The organism is Mangrovibacter sp. MFB070, from assembly GCF_000705335.1.
Taxonomy (GTDB): Bacteria; Pseudomonadota; Gammaproteobacteria; order Enterobacterales; family Enterobacteriaceae; genus Mangrovibacter; species Mangrovibacter plantisponsor.
Genome location: NZ_JJMI01000019.1, coordinates 82,073 through 97,895 on the forward strand (window position 1 = coordinate 82,073; position 15,823 = coordinate 97,895).

Annotated in this window: 12 protein-coding genes; 7 read left to right on the forward strand and 5 right to left on the reverse strand. The window is 49.9% G+C overall.

Annotated elements, in window-relative coordinates; translation table 11 throughout:
* Positions 1-173 precede the first annotated feature (173 nt).
* From aceF to pdhR, 3 genes are all read right to left on the reverse strand, one after another.
* A complete protein-coding gene (gene aceF, locus DT73_RS07000) occupies positions 174-2,060 on the reverse strand; it encodes a pyruvate dehydrogenase complex dihydrolipoyllysine-residue acetyltransferase (protein WP_036106115.1) in 1,887 nt (628 codons plus the stop codon).
* A 14-nt stretch (positions 2,061-2,074) separates the two neighbouring features.
* Positions 2,075-4,738, reverse strand: coding sequence for a pyruvate dehydrogenase (acetyl-transferring), homodimeric type (gene aceE / locus DT73_RS07005; protein WP_036106119.1), 2,664 nt, complete (start codon positions 4,736-4,738; stop codon positions 2,075-2,077).
* A 160-nt stretch (positions 4,739-4,898) separates the two neighbouring features.
* Positions 4,899-5,663: a pyruvate dehydrogenase complex transcriptional repressor PdhR gene (gene pdhR, locus DT73_RS07010; protein WP_036106121.1), complete on the reverse strand. Its 765-nt coding sequence runs from the start codon at positions 5,661-5,663 to the stop codon at positions 4,899-4,901.
* Between the two features lie 542 nt (positions 5,664-6,205).
* Between pdhR and aroP the strand changes: the two genes are divergently transcribed.
* From aroP to DT73_RS07025, 3 genes are all read left to right on the forward strand, one after another.
* Complete coding sequence (aroP, locus tag DT73_RS07015; RefSeq protein ID WP_036106124.1) at positions 6,206-7,576, forward strand: aromatic amino acid transporter AroP; 1,371 nt, start codon at positions 6,206-6,208, stop codon at positions 7,574-7,576.
* Between the two features lie 168 nt (positions 7,577-7,744).
* Positions 7,745-9,193 carry a glycoside-pentoside-hexuronide (GPH):cation symporter gene (locus DT73_RS07020; RefSeq protein ID WP_051691293.1) on the forward strand — a complete coding sequence of 483 codons (1,449 nt, stop codon included), beginning with the start codon at positions 7,745-7,747 and terminating at the stop codon, positions 9,191-9,193.
* Between the two features lie 30 nt (positions 9,194-9,223).
* Positions 9,224-10,171, forward strand: coding sequence for a family 43 glycosylhydrolase (locus tag DT73_RS07025; RefSeq protein ID WP_036106128.1), 948 nt, complete (start codon positions 9,224-9,226; stop codon positions 10,169-10,171).
* Between the two features lie 33 nt (positions 10,172-10,204).
* Here the strand turns inward: DT73_RS07025 and ampE are convergent, their stop codons facing one another.
* Together ampE and ampD are read right to left on the reverse strand one after the other, a co-directional pair.
* A complete protein-coding gene (gene ampE / locus DT73_RS07030) occupies positions 10,205-11,059 on the reverse strand; it encodes a beta-lactamase regulator AmpE (RefSeq protein ID WP_036106130.1) in 855 nt (284 codons plus the stop codon).
* A complete protein-coding gene (ampD, locus tag DT73_RS07035) occupies positions 11,056-11,616 on the reverse strand; it encodes a 1,6-anhydro-N-acetylmuramyl-L-alanine amidase AmpD (RefSeq protein WP_036106133.1) in 561 nt (186 codons plus the stop codon). The genes ampE and ampD overlap by 4 nt, the downstream gene beginning before the upstream one ends.
* Positions 11,617-11,697: 81 nt before the next feature.
* On the opposite strand from ampD, the gene nadC reads away from it, so the two are divergent.
* The 4 genes from nadC (at position 11,698) to hofC (ending at position 15,815) form a co-directional block, all read left to right on the forward strand.
* On the forward strand, positions 11,698-12,588 hold the full coding sequence (nadC, locus tag DT73_RS07040; protein ID WP_036106135.1) for a carboxylating nicotinate-nucleotide diphosphorylase: 891 nt from the start codon (positions 11,698-11,700) through the stop codon (positions 12,586-12,588).
* 192 nt (positions 12,589-12,780) lie between these two features.
* Positions 12,781-13,218, forward strand: a complete 438-nt coding sequence (ppdD, locus tag DT73_RS07045) for a prepilin peptidase-dependent pilin (protein WP_036106138.1) — start codon at positions 12,781-12,783, stop codon at positions 13,216-13,218.
* 16 nt (positions 13,219-13,234) lie between these two features.
* Positions 13,235-14,620, forward strand: a complete 1,386-nt coding sequence (gene gspE / locus DT73_RS07050; RefSeq protein ID WP_036106142.1) for a type II secretion system protein GspE — start codon at positions 13,235-13,237, stop codon at positions 14,618-14,620.
* Positions 14,610-15,815 carry a protein transport protein HofC gene (hofC, locus tag DT73_RS07055; protein ID WP_036106144.1) on the forward strand — a complete coding sequence of 402 codons (1,206 nt, stop codon included), beginning with the start codon at positions 14,610-14,612 and terminating at the stop codon, positions 15,813-15,815. The genes gspE and hofC overlap by 11 nt, the downstream gene beginning before the upstream one ends.
* Positions 15,816-15,823 lie beyond the last annotated feature (8 nt).

The following is a 15,823-nucleotide window of genomic DNA, read 5'->3' on the forward strand; positions in this document are numbered from 1 at the left end:
GTCCCTGGTCTTTACGCCCATCATCCACCGGGACGTTCTATCCGTCCGCATTCTACAAAATTGTTAACAATTTTGAAACAACAAACGGGTAACGAATCAATTTGGCTCGCATAACCTCACAACAGGTATGAGGTTACCAGAAAAAAGCCGACCGTCAGGCCGGCTTTCTCTAATTACATCACCAGGCGGCGAATGTCGCTCAGGGTGTTGTTAATGATGGTAATGAAACGCGCACCATCAGCACCGTCAATCACACGATGGTCGAAAGACAAGGAGATAGGCATCATCAGGCGCGGAACAAACTCTTTACCATTCCACACTGGCTCCATCGCTGATTTAGACACACCAAGGATAGCCACTTCCGGCGCGTTAACAATCGGAGCAAAGTGGGTAGTACCCAGGCCACCGATGCTGGAGATAGTAAAGCAGCCGCCCTGCATTTCGCCGGCAGTCAGTTTACCATCACGCGCTTTCTTGGAGATGGTGGTCAGTTCACGAGACAGCTCAGTGATGCTCTTCTTGTTCACGTCTTTGAAGACCGGAACAACCAGACCATTCGGCGTATCAACCGCTACACCAATATTGATGTATTTTTTCAGAGTCAGGCGCTGTGCATCTTCAGACAGAGAGCTGTTGAAACGCGGCATTTGCTCAAGCGCTGCAGCAACAGCTTTCATGATGAAGACCACTGGAGTAAATTTCACGTCCAGTTTACGTTTCTCTGCTTCAGCATTCTGCTGTTTACGGAATGCTTCCAGATCGGTGATATCTGTTTTGTCGAAGTGCGTAACATGCGGGATCATTACCCAGTTACGGCTCAGGTTAGCACCAGAAATTTTCTGGATACGGCCCAGTTCCACTTCTTCAACTTCACCAAACTTGCTGAAGTCCACTTTCGGCCATGGCAGCATGCCTGGCAGACCACCACCGGTAGCCGCAGCAGGAGCAGCTTCTGCACGTTTAACGGCATCTTTCACGTAAGCCTGAACGTCTTCGCGCAGGATACGGCCTTTACGGCCAGACCCTTTCACTTTCGCCAGGTTAACGCCAAATTCACGTGCCAGGCGGCGAATCAGCGGGGTTGCGTGAACGTAAGCATCGTTTTCAGCAAACTCAGATTTACCTTCCGCTTTCGCTGCAGGTGCTGCCGCTTTTTGCGCCGGAGCCGGTGCTGCCGCGGCAGGTGCCGGAGCTGCAGCCGGGGCAGCTGCTGGTGCAGCGCCTTCTACTTCGAAGACCATGATCAGTGAACCGGTAGACACTTTGTCGCCAGTGCTGATTTTGATTTCTTTGACAGTACCAGCAAACGGTGCAGGTACTTCCATTGAAGCCTTGTCACCTTCTACGGTGATCAGTGACTGTTCAGCGGCAACTTTATCGCCAACTTTCACCATCACTTCAGTGACTTCAACTTCGTCACCACCGATATCCGGAACCTGTACGTCTTTCGCACCACCAGCAACAGCTGGTGCGGCAGCAGCCGGAGCAGCCGCCTGTGCAGGAGCAGCAGCGCCAGCGGCACCTGCAACTTCGAAGACCATGATCAGTGAGCCGGTAGAAACTTTATCACCGGTGTTAACTTTGATCTCTTTAACGGTACCCGCAAATGGTGCAGGCACTTCCATTGAAGCTTTGTCACCTTCAACAGTAATCAGAGATTGCTCAGCTTCAACGGTATCACCCACTTTAACCAGCAGTTCAGTGACTTCTACTTCATCACTGCCGATATCAGGTACGTGTACTTCTTTAGCGGCAGCGGCAGCAGGCGCGGCTGCCGGAGCGGCTGCTTTTTTCTCTTCCTGCGCGGGTGCAGCTGCTGCTGCACCGTCGGCGGAATCGAAAATCATAATCAGTTTGCCGGTTTCGGTTTTATCACCCACCGCAACTTTGATTTCTTTCACCACGCCAGCCTGCGGCGAGGGAACTTCCATAGAAGCCTTATCGCCTTCTACGGTGATAAGCGACTGTTCTGCTTCTACTTTGTCGCCCACTTTGACCAGAATCTCGGTGATTTCAACTTCATCAGCCCCGATGTCCGGTACATTGATTTCGATAGCCATTATTCTTTTACCTCTTACGCCAGACGTGGGTTAACTTTTTCTGCGTCGATGTTGAATTTAGCAATTGCATCAGCAACCACTTTCTTATCGATTTCGCCACGTTTAGCCAGTTCGCCAAGTGCCGCTACAACCACATAGGAAGCATCAACTTCGAAGTGGTGGCGCAGGTTTTCACGGCTGTCAGAGCGACCAAAGCCGTCTGTACCCAGTACACGGTAGTCATCAGCCGGTACATAAGTACGAACCTGTTCAGCAAACAGTTTCATATAGTCAGTAGATGCCACTGCCGGTGCATCGTTCATTACCTGAGCAATGTACGGTACGCGCGGGGTTTCCAGCGGGTGCAGCATGTTCCAGCGTTCACAATCCTGGCCATCACGAGCCAGTTCAGTGAAGGAGGTTACGCTGTACACATCAGAACCCACACCGTAGTCGTTAGCCAGAATTTGTGCGGCTTCACGAACATGACGCAGGATAGAACCAGAGCCCAGCAACTGAACTTTACCTTTGCTACCCGCTACGGTTTCGAGTTTATAGATACCTTTACGGATACCTTCCTCGGAACCTGCCGGCATAGCTGGCATGTGGTAGTTTTCGTTCAGAGTGGTGATGTAGTAGTAAACGTTCTCTTGTTTCTCACCGTACATACGTTCCAGGCCATCATGCATGATAACCGCAACTTCGTATGCGTAAGACGGGTCGTAAGAGATACAGTTAGGAATAGTCAGAGACTGAATATGGCTGTGGCCATCTTCGTGCTGCAGACCTTCACCGTTAAGGGTGGTACGGCCTGAAGTCCCGCCAATCAGGAAGCCACGAGCCTGCTGATCGCCAGCAGCCCAGCACAGGTCGCCAATACGCTGGAACCCGAACATGGAGTAGTAGATGTAGAACGGAATCATCGGCAGGTTGTTGGTGCTGTAAGAGGTCGCAGCAGCCAGCCAGGATGCGCCGGCACCCAGTTCGTTGATCCCTTCCTGCAGAATCTGGCCTTTTTCGTCTTCTTTGTAGTATGCAACCTGCTCACGGTCCTGCGGGGTGTACTGCTGGCCGTTCGGGCTGTAAATACCAATCTGACGGAACAAACCTTCCATACCAAAGGTACGCGCTTCATCGGCGATAATCGGCACCAGGCGATCTTTGATAGATTTGTTTTTCAGCATCACGTTCAGTGCACGCACAAACGCGATAGTGGTGGAGATTTCTTTGTTCTGCTCTTCCAGCAGTGGGCCAAAATCTTCCAGCGTCGGCAGTTCCAGTTTTTCAGTGAACTTAGGCTGACGAGTCGGCAGGTAGCCGTTCAGTTTTTCACGCTGCGCATGCAGGTATTTCGCTTCTTCGGAATCCGGAGCAAAAGTCACATACGGCAGTTTTTCGATATCTTCATCAGCAACAGGCACATTGAAACGGTCACGCACATAGCGTACGCCGTCCATGTTCATTTTCTTAACCTGGTGGGCGATGTTTTTACCTTCGGCAGCGTCACCCATACCATAACCTTTAATGGTGTGAGCAAGAATAACAGTCGGCTGGCCTTTGGTTTCCTGCGCTTTTTTCAGTGCAGCATAGACTTTCTTCGGATCGTGACCACCACGGTTCAGTGCCCAAATCTGGTCATCAGTCCAGTCAGCAACCAGAGCAGCAGTTTCCGGGTATTTACCGAAGAAGTGTTCGCGAACGTAAGCACCATCTTTAGATTTAAAGGTCTGGTAGTCACCATCAACGGTTTCATTCATCAGTTGGATCAGTTTACCGCTGGTGTCTTTACGCAGCAGTTCATCCCAACGACCACCCCAAATCACTTTAACCACGTTCCAGCCAGCACCACCAAAGATGCCTTCCAGTTCGTTAATGATTTTGCCGTTACCCGTTACCGGGCCGTCAAGACGCTGCAGGTTACAGTTGATGACGAAAACCAGGTTATCCAGTTTTTCACGAGTCGCAATAGTGATGGCGCCTTTGGATTCAGGTTCATCCATTTCGCCATCGCCAAGGAATGCGTACACAGTCTGTGCAGCGGTATCTTTCAGGCCACGGTGTTCCAGGTATTTCAGGAACTTAGCCTGATAAATGGCACCGATTGGGCCCAGACCCATAGAAACAGTCGGGAACTGCCAGAATTCTGGCATCAGTTTCGGGTGTGGGTAAGAAGACAGACCATTACCATGAACTTCCTGACGGAAGTTATTCATCTGGTCTTCAGTCAGGCGGCCTTCAAGGAAAGCACGGGCATAAACGCCTGGGGAGATGTGGCCCTGGAAGTACACCAGATCACCGCCATCTTTTTCATTGCGCGCACGGAAGAAGTGGTTAAAGCACACTTCATAAAACGTGGCAGAAGACTGGTAAGACGCCATGTGACCGCCCAGCTCCAGGTCTTTTTTAGACGCATGCAGCACAGTCATGATGGCGTTCCAGCGAATCGCAGAACGAATACGACGTTCCAGGTCCAGATTACCCGGGTATTCAGGTTCATCTTCAACGGCAATAGTATTGACGTAGCTGCCAGCACCAGCGCCAGCGGCAACTTTAACACCGCCTTTACGGGCTTCGCTCAGTAACTGATCAACCAGGAACTGCGCACGTTCAACACCTTCTTCACGGATGACCGATTCGATCGCCTGTAGCCAGTCGCGAGTTTCGATCGGATCCACGTCATTTTGCAAACGTTCTGACATGGGGTATTCCTTATCTTTTAATCGTTGATTGTCTGGAACCTGTCCCATTGCATTCTCAGCCTGGGGTAAAAACACAATAAGACAGGTTCTGCGTTTAGTTGCCGCGCTCTATGATTGGGCGCTTTTGCGTTTTATTCCGGCAAAAAGACCTGAAAAAACGCTAGTCCTTTCGTTGCTGTAAGCGGCGCAATGAACGTTCTCTTCTACTTTGCTCACGGCTGCGGTCCAGCAATATTTCCTCAATAAACGCCAGATGCCGGTGCGATGCTTCACGGGCCTGTTCCGGCTTACGTGCCATGATCGCTTCGAAAATACTGGCGCGATGACTACTCACGAGGGGATGCATATCTCTTCGTGTGTAGAGCAATTCAAAATTCTGTCGAACATTCTGGGCAAGCATAGGCTCCATACAGCGCAGCAAGTGGAGCAGTACCACATTATGTGCTGCTTCTGTGACCGCAATCTGATACTGAAGCACGGCTTCCGATTCAGCATCCAGGTCACCCGCCTGTTTGGCGCTTTCAATGCTCTCGTGGCATTCACGAATACGCGCGAGATCTTCATCCGTGCCTCGCAGCGCAGCGTAATAAGCGGCGACACCTTCCAGTGCATGGCGCGTTTCGAGAAGATCAAACTGAGATTCGGGATGGTCTGACAGCAAAGCAGCAAGAGGGTCACTAAAGCTTTTCCAGAGGTTATTCTGGATAAAAGTGCCGCCACCCTGACGACGTAACAACAGCCCTTTCGCTTCAAGGCGCTGGATAGCTTCACGTAATGAAGGGCGTGAAACATCAAATTGACGCGCTAATTCACGCTCCGGCGGCAATTTTTCCCCCGGGCGCAGTGTCCCTTCAAGGATGAGGTACTCCAGTTGCTGCTCGATTACATCGGATAGCTTAGGTTGGCGGATTTTGCTGTAGGCCATTCGTTATTTTCTCTGCCTTTCGCCCGGAGTCAATTGGTAAGACCAATTTCATATTCGTGACGCTAAAGTAACAAAGTATTCACCTTATGTCCATATTGGTTTTGATTGAAATCATTAAACACCACACATTTTAACAACATTACAGAAATAGCGTTTCAGACATGTAACTTTGCACAAATCATAATGTTACCTGGCTCGATGCACATTTAACCAATTTGAAACCAATTATTTCTCAAATTGAACCGATTCAACACAGGATTTAATGAATAAAAATCCATTAATTTTGAATACAAAATCAAAATGAGAATTATCCATGGAAAAATACAGCTAACAGAAATGGTGAGATTTTGCTCAGTCCGGGAAGAGGAATGAAGAAACCAGGTGCAACTCGCTGCTCTTAACACTATTCTTTGCGCTTCGGTAGTAGACGAATAAAAAAACGCGCTTTGTTACCGTAAAAAAAACACTACAGCATATGGAATGTATCAATTACATACGGTGCTATTTAAACCAACAATATCACCACACACGAGGTTTGTAAGATGGAAGGTCAACAACAAGGCGACTCGCTAAAGCGCGGCCTTAAAAACCGCCATATACAGCTAATCGCGCTGGGCGGCGCTATCGGTACCGGTTTGTTTCTGGGGAGCGCATCGGTTATACAGTCTGCCGGCCCGGGGATAATTTTGGGCTATGCTATTGCCGGCTTCATTGCTTTTCTGATCATGCGCCAGTTAGGTGAAATGGTTGTTGAAGAGCCTGTTGCGGGCTCATTCAGCCACTTTGCCTACAAATACTGGGGCAGTTTCGCGGGCTTTGCTTCTGGCTGGAACTACTGGGTGCTGTACGTGCTGGTTGCCATGGCTGAGCTGACAGCTGTCGGTAAGTATATTCAGTTCTGGTACCCAGAAATTCCAACCTGGGTTTCTGCTGCAGCCTTCTTTGTCATTATCAACGCCATTAACCTGACCAACGTAAAAGTGTTTGGTGAACTGGAGTTCTGGTTTGCCATCATCAAAGTGTTCGCGGTTGTGGCAATGATAATTTTTGGCGGCTGGTTGCTGTTCAGTGGTAAAGGCGGCCCTCAGGCCACAATACATAACCTGTGGGATCAAGGTGGTTTCCTGCCCCATGGCATGACTGGCCTGGTCATGATGATGGCGATTATTATGTTCTCCTTCGGTGGGCTGGAATTAGTGGGTATTACCGCAGCAGAAGCGGATAACCCGGAGCAGAGCATCCCGAAAGCAACCAACCAGGTTATCTGGCGTATTCTGATTTTCTATATTGGCTCACTGGCAGTTCTGCTCTCTCTGTTGCCCTGGACGCGCGTTACAGCAGATACCAGCCCGTTTGTGCTCATTTTCCACGAACTGGGTGATACTTTCGTAGCCAATGCCTTAAATATCGTGGTGCTGACCGCCGCGCTGTCTGTATATAACAGTTGTGTGTACTGTAACAGCCGTATGTTGTTCGGCCTGGCTCAGCAAGGTAACGCACCGAAAGCACTCCTTACCGTGGATAAACGTGGCGTGCCAGTAAACACCATCATCGTTTCTGCAGTGGTAACAGCACTCTGTGTACTGATTAACTACCTGGCTCCTGAGTCAGCTTTCGGTATGCTTATGGCTCTGGTGGTTTCTGCTCTGGTTATCAACTGGGCAATGATTAGCCTGGCGCACATGAAATTCCGCCGTACCAAACAACAGCAGGGTGTCACCACACGCTTCCCGGCGCTGCTCTACCCATTGGGCAACTGGGTCTGCCTGCTGTTCATGGCCGCCGTGCTGGTTATCATGTTGATCACCCCGGGTATGGCAATTTCTGTTTACCTTATCCCTGTCTGGGTTGCTGTCCTTGGTGTGGGCTATATGTGTAAGCAGAAAAGCCGCAACACCGTGAAAACCAATTAATTGTACCTTCCCTCTGCACCCGTATTTTGCGGGTGCAGAGTATTGTTATCTCCTTCACACTTCCCACCCAATGACATGATTGTCCATTTCTGCGGCTGATTCCTGCTGCGAAAAATTTCACTTTAGCACCAATAATTCTGTCCATATCTTCTGAATGGAGTGAGGCAGATGCAAAGCAACAAGCTAACAGTTAAGGAAAAGATAGGCTACGGGATGGGGGATGCCGGTTGTAATATCATCGGCGGTGCCATCATGCTGTTTTTAAACTTTTTTTATACCGACATTTTCGGCCTTGCTCCCGCTTTGGTGGGCACACTACTCCTTTCTGTGCGTGTAGTTGATGCAGTAACTGACCCTATCATGGGCGCTATTGCTGACCGTACAAAAAGCCGCTGGGGGCGTTTTCGTCCATGGTTGCTATGGATTTCACTGCCTTACGTACTCTTCAGCGTACTCATGTTCACCACGCCAGAGTGGAGCTATAACAGCAAGGTTATCTATGCGTTTATCACCTATTTCCTGATGTCGCTGACCTATACCGCTATTAATATCCCTTATTGCTCGCTGGGTGGTGTCATCACTAATGATCCCCATGAGCGGGTTTCCTGCCAGTCTTACCGCTTTGTTATGGTCGGAATAGCCACGTTGATTTTATCCCTGTCACTTCTGCCTTTGGCAGAATGGTACGGTGGTGCAGATAAAGCGAAAGGCTACCAGATGGCGATGGGCACCCTGGCTATCATCGCGCTGTTTATGTTCCTGTATTGTTTCTCAACTGTGCGTGAACGTATTCGCCCAGCCGTCCCCACAAACGACGACCTGAAATCTGACTTGCGTGATGTGTGGAAGAACGACCAGTGGGTGCGTATTTTGTTGCTGACTTTGTGCAATGTCTGCCCCGGTTTTATTCGCATGGCAGCCACCATGTATTACGTCACCTGGGTCATGCAACAAAGCACCGGTTTTGCCACCATGTTTATCAGCCTTGGTGTTATCGGCATGATGATTGGCAGCACACTCGCCAAGGTATTGACTGATAAATGGTGTAAGCTGAAAGTCTTCTTCTGGACAAACATTGTACTGGCAATCTTCTCCAGCGGGTTCTATTTCCTCGATCCCCATGCCACCGTGCTTATCATCGTCATGTACTTCCTGCTTAATATCCTGCACCAAATCCCATCACCGCTGCACTGGTCACTGATGGCAGACGTCGACGATTATGGCGAGTGGAAAACAGGTAAACGCATTACCGGGATTAGCTTCTCTGGCAACCTGTTCTTCCTGAAGTTAGGCCTGGCAATCGCTGGTTCCATGTGTGGTTTCTTGCTGTCCTGGTATGGCTATGACGCATCCCTGAAGCAGCAGTCCGCCAGTGCCATCAACGGCATAATTTTACTGTTCACTGTGATTCCTGGTGTGGGTTATTTAATTACTGCCGGGGTGGTGCGTCTGCTCAAAGTTGACCGTGAAACCATGAAACAGATTCAGATTGACCTGGAAAAACGCCGTAAAAACTACCAGGAACTGGTTGACTACCAGGAAGGTAAGCAAGGCAGCGAAGCTCCTGCGCAACCCGTTGGCAAAACCGCCGACCAACATATTGAAAAGCCAGTTTGAGTGCCAAACGAAACGATAAGGAAAGACGTTATGTTGCAATGGCCTAACCCATTAATTGAACAACGTGCAGACCCTTTTATTTTGCATGAAGGTTCAGAGTACTATTTTATTGCTTCCGTTCCTGAATATGACAGGCTGGAGATTCGCCGGGCTTCGTCTATTGCAGAACTGGCCCAGGCCGAGGGCGTGGTTGTCTGGCGGAAACCCGATACCGGCCCGATGAGTGAGCTGATTTGGGCACCTGAACTCCACCGCATAGAGGGTAAGTGGTATATCTATTATGCTGCAGCACATACCAAGGCACTGCGTGACAACATGTTCCAGCACCGCATGTATGTGCTCGAATGCGCAGATAGTTGCCCGTTAACCGGTAACTGGGTTGAAAAAGGCCAGTTAACCACGCAGTTCGATACCTTCTGCCTTGATGCCACAACCTTTTCACACCAGGGCAAGCAGTGGTACCTGTGGGCGCAAAAAGCACCAGATATCCCAGGTAATTCCAATTTATATTTAAGTGAAATGGCAAACCCGTGGACTCTGAAAGGGGAAGCCGTCATGTTAAGCAAGCCTGAGTTTGACTGGGAGTGCCGGGGTTTTCTGGTGAATGAAGGGCCGGCGGTCATTTTCCATGGCGAACGTATTTTTATTACCTATTCAGCCAGCGCCACCGATGAAAACTACTGCATGGGTTTGTTGTGGGCCAATAAAGATGCCAATATTCTGGACCCGAAAAACTGGCATAAATCCCCTCGTCCGGTGTTTACCACCAATGAAGCCAACCGCCAGTTTGGCCCCGGGCATAACAGTTTCACCACCACACCAGACGGCCAGGATGTGCTGGTTTACCATGCACGCAACTACACTGAAATAGAAGGCGACCCGCTTTATGACCCCGGCCGCCACACCCGGGTTAAATTGATTGAGTGGGGCCCCGATGGTATGCCTGATTTCGGCATACCACCCGCAGACCACCCGTAGCAGTAAAAAGTAGCAATCAAAAAAACGGCGTACTTAAACCAGTGCGCCGTAAATCGTTAATAAAGCCACCACCACTACCACCACCAGCGCAGTCTTCTTCGCCATTGATACAGCAGCTTTCGGGGTTCTGACTTTGTCAGAGTGAGGTTCCCGCGCCAGGGAAAATTGTGCCAGTTGTGTCAATACCTGGTATTGAGAAGTTCCCCGGTCACCGAGTGATGCGAACCATGCCGGTAGCGCTTTTTCACCATGCCCCAATAACGCATAAGCCAGCCCAACTAACCTGACCGGCACCCAATCCAGAACGTGCAAAATGGCATCAATACCCGCATGTAACCGCTGATGAGGAGTGTGGTGGCGGGCAAGCCATGTCTGCCAGGCTCTGAGAACTGCATACCCGACTAAGGTTACCGGCCCAAAGCTCCCCCCCACAACAAACCAGAAAAGAGGTGCCAGGTAGTAACGATAATTAATCCACAGCAAGGCATTTTGTAACTCACGTAAAAATTCACGATCATCACAACCAGGCGGGACACCATGGATCATCGTTAACTCAGCCACCATTTCATCACAGGCACGTGAATCCCCGCGGCTGGCCGCTTTGAGGTAAGCATGATAGTGCAGGCGAACCTTGCCAGCCCCGATACACAAAACGCCAATCAGGATCCAGAACACCAATAGCGGGACATTGAACAAAATCCCTTTTAATAAATACAGACACGCAGCAATAATCGCCATCGCGATAACAGACAGCATTAGCGTGTAACCCATCGAGAAATAACGGGTTCGGCGGAAGATAACCTCCAGGCGGCTTTCCAATTGCCAGTGCTCCCCAAACTTAAATAAACGTTCTGAAATTAACACCAACAATAAGGTAAATAGCGTCATACCCTCTCCTTACCAGAAACTGAAACCAGTGCGCGAAAGCGCGGCCAGTCAAAAACAGTGCCAGGGTCAGTTTTTCTGGAAGGTGCAATATCACAATGCCCTGCCATATTTCTGGCAATATCCGGCCAGGATGCCGCCAAAACTCGTGTTATCTCAGCAAGGCGCAGATATTGTGCATCGGTATATGGCAGGACATCGGTGCCTTCCAGTTCAATCCCGATAGAAAAATCATTACATTTTTCCCGCCCCTGCCAGGAAGAAACACCAGCATGCCAGGCTCTTTTATTAAAAGGGACGTACTGAACCACTTCACCATCACGGCGAATCAGGCAATGTGCTGACACACGTAATTGTGCAATGCCTTCAAAATAAGGGTGGGCTTTGGCATCCAGCGTACCGGCAAACAGAGCATCAATCCACGGGCCCCCAAATTCACCGGGTGGTAAACTGATGTTATGTACGACCAGCAATGAAGGCGATTCACCTTCCGGGCGATCATCACAATGCGGTGAAGGCGCATGCCTTGCTTCGCTTAACCAGCCATCCTGAAGCTTCATTATGGTTCTCCTTGCTGTGGTACTAAAGGTCGCTTCAGAGTAGCATGTTTCCAATTTATATCAGCCATTTCGGAGTTAATAATGCCACCACGCCGTTATAACCCAGACCACCGACGTGAAGCACTGTTGGAGCGGATTAATACCGATATTCCCGGTACAGTTTCTGTTGCGCTAAAAGAAGACCTTGGCGGTAACATTGATGCCAATAACGATATTACTGCGCAATTACTCCCGCCGGAAAGCACATCTCATGCTGTTGTTATCACCCGCGAAGAAGGTATTTTTTGTGGCAAACGCTGGGTTGAAGAAGTGTTCATCCAGCTTGGCGGCAACGTACAGGTTACATGGCATGTCGATGATGGTGATGAAATCACGGCAAACCAGCCATTATTCGAGCTGACGGGTTCCTCGCGTATACTGCTCACAGGTGAACGTACCGCACTGAACTTTGTACAGACGCTCTCTGGTGTTGCCAGTGAAGTTCACCGTTATGTTACACAACTGGCTGGTACGAACACCCAATTACTGGATACACGCAAGACTGTTCCTGGCCTGCGTACCGCACTAAAATATGCAGTTCTCTGTGGCGGCGGAAGCAACCACCGCCTGGGGTTATCCGATGCCTTCCTGATCAAGGAAAACCATATTATTGCCGCCGGCTCTGTTCGCCAGGCAATCGAAAAAGCGAGCTGGATCCATCCTGATGTTCCTATTGAAGTCGAAGTTGAAAACCTTGAAGAACTGCAGGATGCCCTACATGCTGGCGCAGATATCATCATGCTGGACAACTTTGATACCGATATGATGCGCAAAGCTGTTGGGATAACCCAGGGCAATGCCCAGTTGGAAGTGTCTGGCAACGTGACTCTGGATACGCTGCGCGCCTGCGCTGAAACTGGTGTGGATTTTATTTCAGTAGGTGCCCTGACTAAACATATCCGCGCACTGGATCTCTCTATGCGTTTCCGCTAAACGCTTAGAGCGCTTTTTCTCCGTTACGGGCAGCCAGCCTGCCCGTATTTTCAGGCATCCTCGCATTTATTCCGCTTTTTTTGCAGTGTGCATATTCACTCAGGAACAGAAACTCCAGAATAAAAAACAACCTGTCGAAGCATATGGCGCAACCTGCCATAGTCGAGCTCCGTTACACCAAAGGAGACAACCATGCACAGGCAACGTGGCTTCACCCTGATTGAATTAATGGTAGTAGTAGGCATCATCGCTATTCTTAGCGCAACCGCTATTCCCGCATATCAAAACTACTTACGTAAAGCGGCATTAACCGACGTTCTACAAAATGTATTGCCCTACCGCAGCGCTGTCGAACTCTGCGCTATTGAACGCGGTGGCATCACACCCTGCCATGCTGACAGCAACGGAATTCCAGCCCCACGAACCTCAAGGTATATCGCCAGCTTGTCAGTTACAGCAGGGAGCATTCAGCTTAACGGGCAGGACAGCCTCAACGGTCTCTCATTAACACTGCTTCCACAATGGGATGACAACCAGGGTATCACTGGCTGGCGAAAAACCTGTTCGGCGCCTGGTAATACAGGCCTTGAGCAGGCATGCAATGACATATTCCGCTTTGCTGACGAGTAAACTGGAGAACGAATAAATGAGTGATGAGAAACTCTTTGCCTTGTGTGCCCGCCATCACGCACTGCTTCTGCGCCATGACCCGGAGATTGTCATTGCAGTTGCAAATAGCGCCCCTGATGAACTACTCAGCTCACTGCGCTTCCTGTCCCACAAAAAAGTAGTGGTTGAGCACTGGTCACCGGCACAAATAGAACGGCACCGGGCGCAGCACCACGCAACAGAACCTTACCAGCCCACGTCAGGCTCAGCCAACAACACCGTTGTCCATATCGAACAGACATTGCAGCAGGCGTTAAACCAGCGGGCCTCGGATATTCATTTTGAGCCCGATACGCCGCTGTTCCGTGTGCGTTTCCGTATTGATGGCGTATTACACACACAGTACCAGGGGAATGCAGACGCCTACCCCGCGCTTGTCGCCCGGTTGAAAGTACTCAGCGATATGGATATCGCAGAGAAACGTCTTCCCCAGGACGGGCAATTCACACTTCCGGACCTCCCCGGGAATATTTCGTTTCGCCTGGCGACACTCCCCTGCAGGGCTGGAGAAAAAATCGTCTTACGGGTTTTACATAAGCAGGATGAACAACTCTCACTTGATGCACTTGGCCTTGCCCCCCGGCAACTGGATGAATTTAAAAATGCACTCAACGCGCCGCAAGGGCTGATTCTGGTGACAGGCCCGACCGGGAGTGGGAAAACTGTCTCCTTGTATAGCGGCCTGAATGCCCTTAATCAACCAGGTATTAATATCAGCAGTGTTGAAGACCCAATAGAAATTCCACTAAGCGGGCTTAACCAGGCGCAAGTAAATCTGAAGGCGGGTTTAACATTTCAGCGAGTGTTGCGGGCTCTACTGCGCCAGGATCCTGATGTCATTATGGTAGGTGAGATCCGTGACAACGAAACTGCTGAAATTGCTATTAAGGCCGCACAAACCGGGCATTTGGTGTTATCCACGCTACACACCAACTCCACGACCGATACACTTGTTCGCCTGGAACAAATGGGCATTGCCCGCTGGATGATTGCTTCAGCACTCAAACTGGTTATTGCGCAACGGCTGGTCAGAAAATTGTGCCCACATTGCCGTAAACAACATACCAAACCACTGGTTCTGCCCCGAACAGTGAGCCGGTTACCTTTACCAGACTGGATACCGGTTGGTTGTGAGCAGTGCTACAGCGGGTTCTATGGGCGGGTGGCACTGTTTGAAGTTCTGGCTATCACACCCGAGGTTCATGATGCTTTATTACGCGGAGATACAGCCACACAAATTGCTGAACTCGCAAAGCAACAAGGTTGCATAGCACTTTTCGAACATGGCTGCCAGGCAGTCAGCCGCGGGGAAACGACAGTGAATGAGCTGTACCGAGTGTTGGGGTTACCTCATGGCAGCTAAGTTATCGCTTTGGCGCTGGTCTGCACTTGATATAAAAGGCAACCCGCAATCCGGCATCAGTTTTGCCGTTGGGAAAATAGAGATAATGACCCTGCTTTGTAGCCAGGCATTATTTCCGGTACGCATTCAACGGGCACGGGCGTATGAAAGTAAACCCCGCCATATGGATCACCGAATCCATTTTTTACAACAGCTGTCGGCATTGCTGAAAGCGGGTATCAGCCTGCCAGATGCACTGGTGTTACTCGGTCAGCAACATGCTTCCCCGCTTTGGCAGGCGGTAATGCAACAAATCACATTACGGCTCAACGAAGGTGAACCTTTTTCGTCCATTATTCAAAGCTGGCCTGAGCTCTTCCCTCCCTTGTTCGTCGCTCTGAGCCGCACAGGTGAAATGACAGGGAAGCTGGATTTATGCTTTACGCACCTGTCTGAGCAACAAGAACAACAGCGCACCTTGCAGCGTACTGTGTCGAAAGCACTACGCTACCCATTACTGACTCTGTGTATGGCACTGGCCGTTACACTGGGCATGCTACTGTTTGTTCTGCCAACTTTCGCGGATATCTACCAGGCATTTAATACTCCACTTCCAGCAGTGACACGTATTTTGATGTCTGTATCTGCCTGGCTTAGCCAACATCTGTACATTCTGGCGTTTACCGGCCTTACGGCGGTTATCCTTGTGGTGTGGCCTGCCAGAAAAGCATGGCACAGATTTACCCAATACCTGTTACAACGCGCCCCAGTAATGAATCGGCTGTACGGGTCACTGATGCGCAGCCAGATTTTTATGATGCTCGCCCTGACACAACAATCAGGCGTAAATATTCTGCAGGGGTTACAGCTTGTTAAAGAGACTCTCCCCGACACCAGCCACTGGCGGCAGGTTATAGGGCAACTTCTGGAAGATGTTACTCAGGGTATAACTCTGGGTGAAGCTATGCGCCAGCATGGCTGTTTTACACCACTCTGCTATCAGTTAGTGACAACCGGGGAACAATCTGGTGCGTTGGATACTATGCTGGAAAAACTTGCCGACTGGCACAGAGAAAATACGCAACTACAGGCCAGCCAGTTAACTCAACTAATGGAACCGTTGTTAATGGTAATTACCGGGCTGATAACTGGTTTGCTTGTGCTGGCAATGTATTTGCCTATTTTTGGGCTGGGGGAAGCAATGGGAGCAGGTTAATTACTGTG